Origin of the sequence: Xanthomarina spongicola, from assembly GCF_003148645.1 — a bacterium.
Taxonomy (GTDB): domain Bacteria; phylum Bacteroidota; class Bacteroidia; order Flavobacteriales; family Flavobacteriaceae; genus Xanthomarina; species Xanthomarina spongicola.
Genome location: NZ_QGGP01000004.1, coordinates 268,663 through 280,418 on the forward strand (window position 1 = coordinate 268,663; position 11,756 = coordinate 280,418).

11 protein-coding genes are annotated in these 11,756 nt (G+C 31.1%); 6 read left to right on the forward strand and 5 right to left on the reverse strand.

Going from position 1 to position 11,756, the window contains the following annotated elements; all coding sequences use genetic code 11:
• Window positions 1–5: 5 nt before the first annotated feature.
• From LX78_RS10080 to LX78_RS10095, 4 genes are all read right to left on the reverse strand, one after another.
• Window positions 6–914: a hypothetical protein gene (locus tag LX78_RS10080; protein WP_146192569.1), complete on the reverse strand. Its 909-nt coding sequence runs from the start codon at window positions 912–914 to the stop codon at window positions 6–8.
• A 101-nt stretch (window positions 915–1,015) separates the two neighbouring features.
• A complete protein-coding gene (locus LX78_RS10085; RefSeq protein WP_146192570.1) occupies window positions 1,016–1,600 on the reverse strand; it encodes a hypothetical protein in 585 nt (194 codons plus the stop codon).
• A 39-nt stretch (window positions 1,601–1,639) separates the two neighbouring features.
• Window positions 1,640–2,674, reverse strand: coding sequence for an RluA family pseudouridine synthase (locus LX78_RS10090; RefSeq protein ID WP_109682535.1), 1,035 nt, complete (start codon window positions 2,672–2,674; stop codon window positions 1,640–1,642).
• Window positions 2,675–2,676: 2 nt separating this feature from the next.
• Complete coding sequence (locus tag LX78_RS10095; RefSeq protein ID WP_109682536.1) at window positions 2,677–3,240, reverse strand: PASTA domain-containing protein; 564 nt, start codon at window positions 3,238–3,240, stop codon at window positions 2,677–2,679.
• Between the two features lie 104 nt (window positions 3,241–3,344).
• Here LX78_RS10095 and LX78_RS10100 point away from each other — a divergent pair, with 104 nt between their 5' ends.
• Together LX78_RS10100 and coaD are read left to right on the forward strand one after the other, a co-directional pair.
• Window positions 3,345–4,319, forward strand: coding sequence for a D-alanine--D-alanine ligase (locus LX78_RS10100; RefSeq protein WP_109682537.1), 975 nt, complete (start codon window positions 3,345–3,347; stop codon window positions 4,317–4,319).
• Between the two features lie 18 nt (window positions 4,320–4,337).
• Window positions 4,338–4,796, forward strand: a complete 459-nt coding sequence (gene coaD, locus LX78_RS10105) for a pantetheine-phosphate adenylyltransferase (protein WP_109682538.1) — start codon at window positions 4,338–4,340, stop codon at window positions 4,794–4,796.
• 131 nt (window positions 4,797–4,927) lie between these two features.
• Here the strand turns inward: coaD and LX78_RS10110 are convergent, their stop codons facing one another.
• On the reverse strand, window positions 4,928–6,550 hold the full coding sequence (locus LX78_RS10110; protein ID WP_109682539.1) for a SulP family inorganic anion transporter: 1,623 nt from the start codon (window positions 6,548–6,550) through the stop codon (window positions 4,928–4,930).
• A gap of 102 nt (window positions 6,551–6,652) precedes the next feature.
• Here LX78_RS10110 and LX78_RS10115 point away from each other — a divergent pair, with 102 nt between their 5' ends.
• The 4 genes from LX78_RS10115 to LX78_RS10130 all read left to right on the forward strand — a co-directional run bounded on the left by LX78_RS10115 (window position 6,653) and on the right by LX78_RS10130 (window position 11,756).
• Window positions 6,653–8,386 (forward strand): M14 family metallopeptidase, encoded by a 1,734-nt coding sequence (locus LX78_RS10115; protein ID WP_109682540.1) that lies wholly within the window; start codon window positions 6,653–6,655, stop codon window positions 8,384–8,386.
• Window positions 8,387–8,453: 67 nt separating this feature from the next.
• A complete protein-coding gene (locus LX78_RS10120) occupies window positions 8,454–9,983 on the forward strand; it encodes a bifunctional GNAT family N-acetyltransferase/carbon-nitrogen hydrolase family protein (RefSeq protein WP_109682541.1) in 1,530 nt (509 codons plus the stop codon).
• On the forward strand, window positions 9,980–10,219 hold the full coding sequence (locus LX78_RS10125; protein WP_109682542.1) for a CBU_0592 family membrane protein: 240 nt from the start codon (window positions 9,980–9,982) through the stop codon (window positions 10,217–10,219). The genes LX78_RS10120 and LX78_RS10125 overlap by 4 nt, the downstream gene beginning before the upstream one ends.
• Window positions 10,220–10,310: 91 nt before the next feature.
• Window positions 10,311–11,756 (forward strand): RimK family protein, encoded by a 1,446-nt coding sequence (locus tag LX78_RS10130; RefSeq protein WP_109682543.1) that lies wholly within the window; start codon window positions 10,311–10,313, stop codon window positions 11,754–11,756.

Genomic DNA, 11,756 nt, shown 5'->3' on the forward strand with positions numbered 1-11,756 from the left:
AGAAATTAAAATTGATCATAAATCCATTCGCCATTTTCATCATAGGCAAAACTCCAAGTTTGAAAAGCTTCTTCTTGGGTAGGACCTAAAGTAGGTGTTAGATAATAATTATCATTTGGATAATCGTAGTCATTGGAAGTTTCTCTATATTCTGTAAAATTATTTTCAGATAAAGATCTATTAAAAGTTTCTTCAAAAATTTGAAGTTTTCTAAAAGGATTTTGGGCAGAATCGTAACCACTAAAATGCTTGGTTTCTTTCTTTGAAAGTATTGTATAAGGTACTGAACTTTCTTTACCCGAATAAATAGTTACAATACTATCTAAATTTTTATTGGTATAATACAGCGTTGATTCCTCAAAATAACGAACAGACCAATCTCCACTAGTTGAGACTCTATTTGAGGTTTTAATAAATGACATTAATTTCCCATTGCTATAGGTGTAATTTGTAGTATCTCTTTCTGGATAATCATTTTCTTGAAACCTTATTTTCTTAATCATTCTATTATGAGCATCTAACTCGATAATGGTTTCATTTTCTCGAACTGTAAGTCCATTAAAAGGAATCGCTTTTTTTTCAAGATGTATTTTATTATTTGCATAGACTAAATCTGTATAGAGAGAATCGTGCAAATAACCTCCACCTCCACTGCCAGAGCCAAGATATAGTATATCGCCATTTCGTTTTGAGATTCTGTTGGAATCATCATACTCAAATGAAATTATATTATTATAATTAAAAAATGTGGATAAATGGGTGTTGTATTGAGCATAAAATCCGTGATAACTCTCTATGTAAAAATTATCTATTGGTTCAATAGCTGTTTCTTCATAATCATCATCACTACTACAACTTAAACTTGTTATTAAAATAACTATTGCACTTAAAAAGGTGAGTTTGTTTTTTATCATTTTATTAGTTTTAATATTACAATATATATATATAACCAACTTTTCTAAAAATTTTTCAACTTTTCGTTGAAAGGAATTTTCTTCATCCTTGAACAAAACAACTATTTAAATTCAACAAGAGATTCATTAAGGACTCCTTTGTTTAAAGTTTTGTTCTGAACAATTTTCCAATTCTTTCTAGGATATTTTTCTTTTAATTTTGGTAAATCTTGTTCGAACTTATCTTGGATTACAAATAAATTTCCATTCTCATTACCATTAGGATAAAAAGTAAAATCTCCAATATAATTTATTGAATCTTCTTGAACTTTAAACGGAATTGAAAATTCTTTTTTAGATTTTATACTTTTTTGAGAATAACCAAGGTTAGTAGATAAAATATAATTGAAAAACTCATAATCCCCTACTTTGTGTTCTTTAATAAATAAATACACTCTTTTATTTTCTACTTTTTGATGTGGCAAGCCTCTTGATATCGATATACCAAAACTATCATCAAAAAAACCGAGTTTTTTATCTTCTGGTTTATATAATAATCCATATCCATTATATCTAGGTTTTTCATCAATTAAGGTAAAAGTCCCAATAATATAACCATTACCTGGAGCTGCATTCCTTATCATTATTTTCTCACCACCACAACTCATGGCTATCATAAATATCAGTATCCAGATGGTTTTTTTCATAATTTATAAACGTTTAGAGCTTCATTAAATTAACTTTGCTTACATTTCCTGATGCTTCACATAGTGCTTCCATTTATCTATACATAGCTGCATATCTTCTGGAATCTCAGTATCGAAACTCATAAACTTTTTAGTTTTTGGATGTACAAACCCTAAAGTTTTTGCATGAAGCGCTTGTCTTGGTAACACTTTAAAACAATTATCTACAAACTGCTTGTATTTTGTAAAAGTGGTTCCTTTTAAAATACGTTCTCCTCCATAACGTTCATCATTAAACAAGGTATGACCAATATGTTTCATATGCACACGTATTTGGTGTGTTCTACCTGTTTCTAACTTACAAGAAATTAAAGTTACATAGCCTAAGCGTTCTATTACCTTATAATGTGTTACTGCTGGTTTACCTTTGTCCTCATCGTCACCAAAGAAAACAGTATTTTGTAATCTGTTTTTTGGATGTCTTCCAATATTACCTTCAACAGTACCTTCGTCTTCTTCCACATTTCCCCAAACAATAGCTACGTATTCACGTTCACTGGTTTTATCGAAAAACTGTTTAGCCAGATGTGTCATGGCTTCTTCGTTTTTTGCAATTACTAGAAGTCCACTTGTGTCTTTATCAATTCTATGCACCAATCCTGGACGATTACTAGAATTATTTGGAAGATTATCAAAATGATAAATCAAGGCATTTATTAAAGTCCCAGAATAATTGCCATGTCCTGGATGCACAACCATTCCAGCTTCTTTATTTACAACCAACAGGTCGTCGTCTTCATAAACAATATCTAATGGAATATTCTCAGGCGTTAAGAGGTTTTCGTAAGGTGGATGTTCGAAAAGTACTCGAATATTATCGAATGGTTTTACCTTGTAATTAGATTTTACTTGAACATCATTTACATAAATATTGCCACTTTTTGCTGCAGCTTGAATTTTATTACGTGTTGCATTTTCAATAAAATTCATTAAATATTTATCAATCCTAAGTGGTTGCTGACCTTTATCTGCAGTAAATGCATGATGTTCGAATAATTCTTCGTCACTATCTTGCTCTGGTATATTTTCTATCATATTTATTGTGAAGTTGGTCTGTTTCCATTACCCAATACCAAATCAATTTTAGAGGTTTTTGGGAGCATGTCTCCTTCTTTCAATTCAGTACCTTCAAACATTAATTTGAGAACTTCATCTTTTCCTAAATTATCTATATAAGTAATCTTACCTACTTTAAAGCCTAATGCCTCAAGGGTTGGTTTTGCTTGTCTAAAAGTACGTTCTCTTAAATCTGGAACCAGTACTTTTCTATAACCTGAAGGATTAAGAGTTAAATATATTTTACGGTTTTCTTTTACTTTTTCTCCAGAAATAGGATCTTGTTCAATCACAGAAAATTTTGGATAATCTGGATTATAATTTGAAGAATCTAAAATCTCCATGACCAGATTGTTTTCTTTAAGCTCAATATCTGCTACTTGAATAGATTTACCTTTTAACTCTGGTACAGTTTCAAACTCACCATGATTTGTAGAAATTTTTAACCATTTAAGCATTAAAAATGTCAATACAACTAAGGCTATTATAGCTAGTATAATTTGCTTTAAGAATGTTTTACTTTTAAGAAAATGTATCAGACTCATTTAAATTTATTTGTGCAACAAAGATATAAAAACAGAACTGTTTTTAGTTTTGATTTATTAGTGATATTTTAGCTTAACGATTTTTTCCATCGTTTCTTATACTTATGAAAAAAAACATTGCCATTATTATGGGAGGTTTTTCTAGCGAATATGAAATCTCATTAAAAAGTGGAAACGTTGTTTACCAAACACTTAACAACGAAAAATATGCTGCATATAGAATCCATATCTTTAAAAATAAATGGGTTTATGTAAATGATAATGACCAAGAATTTCCAGTTGACAGAAATGATTTTTCCATTACTATTAACAACTCAAAGATTAAATTTGACTGTGTTTTTAATGCCATTCATGGAACTCCAGGCGAAGATGGCAACATGCAAGCCTATTTTAATCTCCTGAATATTCCACAAACTAGTTGTGGCATGTATCAAGCTGCACTTACTTTTAATAAACGTGATTGTTTAAGTGTTTTAAAACCTTATGGCATTAAAACAGCTGAAAGCTTTTACATAAATCTAGGAGATGCTATAGATCAAAAAGCAATTGTAAACAAAGTAGGTTTACCATGCTTTGTTAAAGCTAATAAAGCTGGAAGCAGCTTTGGTATTACTAAAGTTTATAAAACTGAAGATTTACAACATGCTATTGATGTGGCATTTAAAGAAGACGATGAAATTATTATAGAGTCTTTTTTAGATGGAACCGAAGTCTCTGTTGGTGTGATTAAGTATAAAGGCAAAACTACTGTCTTACCAATAACAGAAATTGTTAGCAATAATGATTTCTTTGATTATAAAGCGAAGTATTTAGGTGAATCGCAAGAAATAACACCAGCAAGAATAAGTGAAGACATGGCAAATAAAGTAAACAAAGTTGCCAAACAAGTCTATGATATTTTAAAAATGACTGGCTTTAGCAGAAGCGAATATATTTTTAAAGATGGTGAACCACATTTATTGGAAGTGAATACAGTTCCAGGCTTAACCAAAGCCAGTATTCTACCTCAACAAGCTGCTGCTGCTGGAATTTCGTTGGCTGAATTATTTGAAAATGCAATTGAAGAAGTTTTAAATTAAAAGTTGTAATTTTATTCTATGAAACGAGCATTATTTCCTGGGTCTTTCGATCCTTTAACTTTAGGTCATTACGATATTATTAAACGTGGCGTTCATCTTTTTGATGAAGTTGTTATTGCTATTGGTATCAATGCTGATAAAAAATATATGTTTTCACTAGACGAACGTAAAAAATTTATTGAAGAAGCTTTTAAGGATGAACCTAAAGTGAAAGTTGTTACTTACAAAGGGATGACCATCGATTTTTGCAAGGAAATAGATGCCGAATTTATTTTACGTGGTTTAAGAAATCCTGCTGATTTTGAATTTGAAAAAGCAATTGCTCATACCAACAGAATGCTTTCTAAAATAGAAACTATCTTTTTATTAACTGCTGCTAGCACTTCTTATATCAGTTCTAGTATTGTTCGCGATGTGATTAGAAACAAAGGTGACTATACCGTTTTAGTTCCAGATAGTGTAAGAGTGAAAAAGTAAAAACAGCCATTCTGAATTTATTTTAGAATCTCAACAAACTTATAATCAAAATTATTAGAAACTGAAACGAGTTCAGTTTGACGAATAATTTTTTCTAAATGTAACTGTAAACTGCTAACCGAGACTGTTTACTAAAGCTTATATTCCGATAGTGGCTTCGGAAAATCTTCAGGATTAGCTGCTAAATGATATCTAGGATCGTCAATAGCTTCAACTATAATACCTCTATACTTTGGATTAGATTTATATAATAAGGCTTTACAATCTTCGCTTAAATGTTTCAGTTTGATATCTTTTCCTTCAGCCTTATACTTTTCAACTAAATTAGAAATTGCCTCTAAAGCAGAATGATCGCTTACTCGTGATTCAACAAAGTCAATTTCAACTTTATCAGGATCATTTTTTGCATCAAACTTATCGTTAAAAGCCGTTATAGAACCAAAAAATAAAGGTCCCCAAATTTCATATACTTTGGTACCATCTTCCTTCAAACGCTTTCTTGCACGAATACGTCTAGCGTTTTCCCAAGCAAATACCAAGGCACTTACAATAACACCAGCAATTACTGCTATAGCTAAATCGAATAGAACCGTTAGTCCAGAAACTAAAATAAGTACAAATAAATCTGTTTTTGGAATCTTATTCATAATTCTAAAACTAGACCAAGCAAAGGTACCAATAACTACCATAAACATAACGCCTACCAAAGCTGCAATAGGCACTTGTTCAATAAGTCCAGAAGCAAATAAGATAAATCCTAATAAGGCTAGAGCTGCAACAATACCTGATAATCTACCACGTCCTCCACCTTTAATATTTATAATAGATTGACCAATCATGGCGCATCCACCCATTCCTCCAAAAAGTCCTGTAACAATGTTTGCTCCACCTTGAGCCAGGCATTCTCGATTAGAATTCCCTCTGGTTTCTGTTAATTCATCTATTAGATTAAGTGTCATTAAAGATTCTATTAAACCAATAGCAGCTAGAATTAACGCATAAGGAGCTATAAATTTGAAGGTTGCCCAAGTTAATGGCACTTTATTAAAAATATCTGTTTGAAACATTGGTAAGCCTCCTTTTAAACCTTCTCCTCCACCTTCACGAATAAAACTACCAACAGTTGCAACATCTAAGTTTCCAAAAATTACGATTGCAGAAACCACTAAAATAGCTATTAAGGCTTCTGGAAGTTTTTTGGTAAGTTTTGGTAAACCAAACATGATTCCCATAGTTAAAGCAACAAGACCAATCATAGTCCAAAGTTTTGGCCCTTGCAACCATGTTTCTTGACCATTTTCAGATGTCATAAACATGCCTAATTGCGATAAGAAAATAACTATAGCTAAACCATTAACAAAACCCATCATGACTGGATGAGGAATCAATCTAACAAATTTCCCAAGCTTAAAAACACCAGCTAACATTTGAATAATTCCCATTAAAATAACAGTAGCAAATAGGTAATATAATCCTAATTGTTCACCTACTGCTCCCATGGCATTTCCTTCGGCAACCAAACTAACCATAACGACTGCCAAGGCTCCAGTTGCTCCACTAATCATTCCTGGTCGTCCTCCAAATATAGAAGTGATTAACCCAATCATAAAAGCTGCATACAAACCAACTAATGGGTCAACACCTGCAACAAAGGCAAAAGCAACAGCTTCAGGAACCAAAGCTAAGGCTACGGTTAGTCCAGATAAAATATCGTTTTTAGCATTTTTTGCTCGCTTTCTTATGAATTCAGTCATGTATACCTGTTTTTTTTGGAGGTGCAAAAATAGACTTAATATGGTTAAACACAAGGTTATATTATTATAAATTGATTAGTTTTATGCATTAAATCTTGTTTCATGAAAAAAATTATTGTCTTTTCACTTACCATTTTGTCTTTCAATATTTTAATATCCCAAGCACCTCAACAATTTGTAACAACCTTTGAAAAAAGTGGAGGAACAGAAACGGCAACCTATCAAGAAGTTATTAGTTTTTATAAAAATTTAAGCGACACTTTTCCTGAAATTTCTATGCTAGAAATGGGTAAAACAGATTCTGGAGAACCATTACATATAGTTGTTTTCAACAAGGATTCGAATTTTAATTTTTCTGAAATAAGAAAAAATAAACGAATTCTATTAATAAACAATGGCATTCATCCTGGAGAAAGTGATGGTATTGATGCAACCATGATGCTATATCGCGATTTAGCACAAGAAAAAATTAAAGCTCCTAAAAACACCATTTTGGTTACTATACCTATTTACAATATTGGTGGCAGTTTAAATAGAAATACTGGAACAAGAGCCAATCAAAATGGTCCAAAGGAATATGGTTTTAGAGGCAATGCAAGAAATTACGATTTGAATCGAGATTTTATAAAATGTGATACTAAAAATGCCAAAAGCTTTGCAGAAATTTTTCATTTTGTTAAGCCAGATGTGTTTATCGACAATCATGTAAGTAATGGTGCAGATTATCAATATACTTTAACTCATTTATTTACGCAACATAATAAGTTAGGAACTTATTTAGGCAACTATATAAACCAAAAAATGATGCCTGATTTAGAAGAAAAATTAGCAGAAAAAGATTGGGACATAACACCTTATGTAAATGTATTTAATCAAGTTCCTGAAATTGGGTATAGTCAGTTTATGGATTCTCCAAGATATTCAACAGGTTATACAACTTTATGGAATGTCTTGGGAATGATGGTAGAAACACATATGCTTAAACCATACAAACAACGTGTAGAAGGCACCTATGAATTGATGATTAGCATGATAGAAATTACTGAAGAGCAAGGTGAAACAATTACTGAATTAAGGAAAAAAGCCTTTCAAGAATTTGAATCTGTAAAAACATACCCTTTAAATTGGGAAATTGATACAACTAAAACTTCAACCTTAAATTTTAAAGGTTTTGAAGGAGACATGACAACAAGTGAAGTAACAGGTTCTCAACGCTTAAAATACGATAGAAGTAAACCGTTTACCAAAGAAGTGATTTATCAGAATTATTTTAAACCTAGTGTTGAAATTGCAGTTCCAAAAGGATATGTTATTCCCCAAGGTTGGCATGATGTGATTGATTTATTAAAACTAAATCAAGTACAAATGACACGTTTTGAAAAAGACACAACTCTAACTGTTTCAACTTATAAAATAGTCGAATTTGAAACTAGAAAAAGTGCTTATGAAGGACATTACCCTCATTATAATACAAGTGTAAATATTGTTGAAGAAAAAGTAAATTTCAGAAAAGGAGATTATTATATTCTAACAAATCAAACTTCAAAACGCTATTTATTAGAAACCCTTGAACCACAAGCTCCAGATTCGTTTTTTAATTGGAATTTTTTCGATTCTGTTCTGCAACAAAAAGAATATTTTTCACCTTACGTATTTGAAGATACTGCTAAAGATATGTTAGATAAAAATGCCGATTTGAGAGCAGAATTTGAAAAGAAAAAAGAAAGCGACACAAGTTTTTCAGCTAATTGGTATGCACAATTAAATTGGTTGTATGAACATTCTAATCATGCTGAAAAAGCCTATATGCAATATCCTATATATCGCTTAAATTAATTAGAATATTTTTTTTAATTTACAATTATAAATTCGATTACATTTACACAAAATTTATTCATATTATATGAAACCACAAGACATTGAAAATATAGAATTACAATATCTAACTTTAGACGACTATCAAGAATTAAAAGGTGCCATGCAACAAGCATATAGTTCAATGCCTGAATTATTTTGGAGAGAAAATCAAATAAAAACACTGATTGATAAATTTCCTGAAGGTCAAGTAGTTATAAAAATTAATAATCAAATTGCTGGTTGTGCGTTATCAATTATTGTGGATTACGACAGTATAGATGACATACATACCTACGAAGATATTACAGGGAATTATACCTTCAACACACATGATGCAGATAAAGGTGATGCTCTTTATGGCATAGATGTTTTTATTAAACCTGAATTTCGTGGTCTACGTTTGGGAAGACGTTTATACGATTACAGAAAAGAAATTTGTGAAAAATTAAATTTAAGAGGCATTGCTTTTGGAGGTAGAATACCAAACTTTCATAAATATTCTAAGGAGATGACTCCTAAGGAATACATTGATAAAGTAAGACGAAAGGAAATTCATGATCCTGTTTTAAATTTTCAAATTTCTAATGATTTTCATCCTGTTAGAATTCTAAAAGGCTATTTAGAAGGAGATAATGCTTCTGGTGAATACGCAGTCTTGTTAGAATGGGATAATATTTATTATGAAAAACCTACAAAAAAAGCAGCTACAAAAAAGAAAATTGTTCGTTTAGGACTTATTCAGTGGCAAATGCGACTGTATAAAGATTTGGAAGAACTGATGCAACAAGCTGAATACTTTATAGATGCAGTATCAGGATATCGTTCAGATTTTGCGTTATTTCCAGAGTTTTTTAATGCACCTTTAATGGCTGAAAATAATCATTTATCTGAGTCTGAAGCCATCAGAGAGTTAGCAAAACACACAGAATCTATTGTTCAAAAATTTTCTGAATTTGCCATTACCTACAACATCAATATAATTACTGGTAGTATGCCAGAAGTTAAAGACGATTTACTCTATAATGCTGGATATTTATGTAAACGAGATGGTTCTATAGAACGTTATGAAAAACTTCATGTTACTCCAGACGAAGCAAAGGTTTGGGGTTTACAAGGAGGCACACAATTAAAAGCTTTTGATACTGATTGTGGTAAAATTGGTATTTTAATCTGTTACGATTCTGAATTCCCTGAATTAAGTAGATTATTAGCAGACGAAGGCATGGATATTTTGTTCATTCCTTTTTTAACTGATACTCAAAACGGTTACTCTCGTGTAAGACACTGTGCACAAGCCAGAGCTATAGAAAACGAATGCTACGTTGCTATTGCTGGAAGTGTTGGTAACTTACCAAAAGTACATAATATGGATATCCAGTTTGCACAATCTATGGTATTTACACCTTGCGATTTTTCTTTTCCAGCAAATGGCATTAAAGCTGAAGCAACGACTAATACAGAAATGATATTAATTGCAGATGTTGATATTGATTTGTTAAGAGAATTAAATCAGTTTGGAAGTGTTAGAAATCTTAAAGACAGACGTAAAGACATTTTTGAACTTCGCAAAAAATGATATTGCTAGATTGGATAGGTTTTATTGGTGTGTTTTTAATTTTATTGGCTTACTTTTTAAATGTAACAGGTAGATTAAAAAACACCGATTTACCATTTATTCTACTTAATTTAATTGGAGCTGGAATAGCGTGTTTAGCATCTGTACTACTAAAATATATTCCTTTTATTCTTTTAGAAGGTGCCTGGACATTAATTTCTATAAACATGCTTTTTAAGTATTTTAAAAACAATTAGTTACATGCAATAAAAATATTATTCCCATTTGTAAAAGATATTAAAAAATACTATAATTTTGCTTAAAATATATATCGCGATTTCGCTTTAAATGAAAAAATACATTGTTGTCAATCAACCTGAAAAATGGCATTTTTCGATTGAGAATATTACAGTAATTTCTTCGCAAGAATATCTTACCAATCCTAAATTTTCATTATTAAAAAATGCACGAATTTTTAACCTTTGTAAAGATTATTCATATCAAACTAAAGGTTATTATGTGTCTCTTTTAGCTGAAGCTAGAGGGCATTTACCTATTCCTACAGTTAAGAATATAGTAGATTTAAAAGCCTTGAAACTAGTTCGAATCGTTTCAGATGAATTTGACGATGTCATTCAGCAAAGTTTAAAAAACATCAAGTCTCAAGATTTTACCTTAAGTATTTATTTTGGACAAAATGTAGCTCAAAAATATAAGGAATTGAGCACCTTATTTTACAAGCATTTTCAGGCTCCTTTTTTACGTGTAAAATTTAACCACACAACCAAATGGAACGTGCAAAGTATTCGTGCCATTTCAGAATCTGAAATTCCTTTAGAACATATGGAAAGTGTACATGTTTTTGCAAATCAATATTTTTCAAAAAAACGCTACGATACTCCAAAATTGATTAAATCTGATTTCGATTTAGCTATTTTAGTAAACCCTAACGATCCTGCTCCTCCAAGCAATCCAAAAGCGCTTAAAAAGTTTATAGATATTGCTGAAAAGATGAATATTTATGCTGAAATTATCGAGCCAAAAGATTTGTCTCGATTATCTTCGTTCGATGCTTTATTTATTCGTCAGAGCACAGAAGTTAACAACGAAGCTTATGCGTTTGCAAGAAAAGCACAACAAGATGGTATTGCCATTATAGATTATCCGGATGCAATTTTAAAATGCTGCAACAAAGTTTTTATGGCCGAAGCATTAAACAATGCCAATATAGACACGCCTAAAACAGTTATTGTCCATAAAGAAAATAGAAACGATGTTATTAAACAAGTTGGCTTACCTTGTGTTTTAAAAGCTCCAGACTCTACCTTTTCTTTTGGTGTAAAAAAAGCTAAAACAGAAGAAGAATACAATAGCTTAGTTTCAGACATGTTAAAAGAATCTGATTTAATTATAGCACAAGAATTTTGTCCTTCAGATTACGATTGGCGTATTGGTATTATAGATGACAAACCTTTTTTTGCTTGCAAATATTACATGGCTAAAGGACATTGGCAAATCTATAATTGGGATGCTAAGAAAAAAAACGAACAGGATGGAAATGCAGACTGCTTACCTATAGAGAAAGTACCAAAAAAAGTATTAGATATGGCATTAAAGTCCGCTAAGTTAATGGGAAAAGGACTCTATGGAATTGACATAAAAGTAGTAGATAATAAACCTATGGTTATAGAAATTAACGACAATCCGAATATTGATTTTGGTGTAGAAGACGCCTATTATGGAGAGCTTGTTTATACTGAAATTCTAACTGCTTTAAAAAATAGATTGGATTAA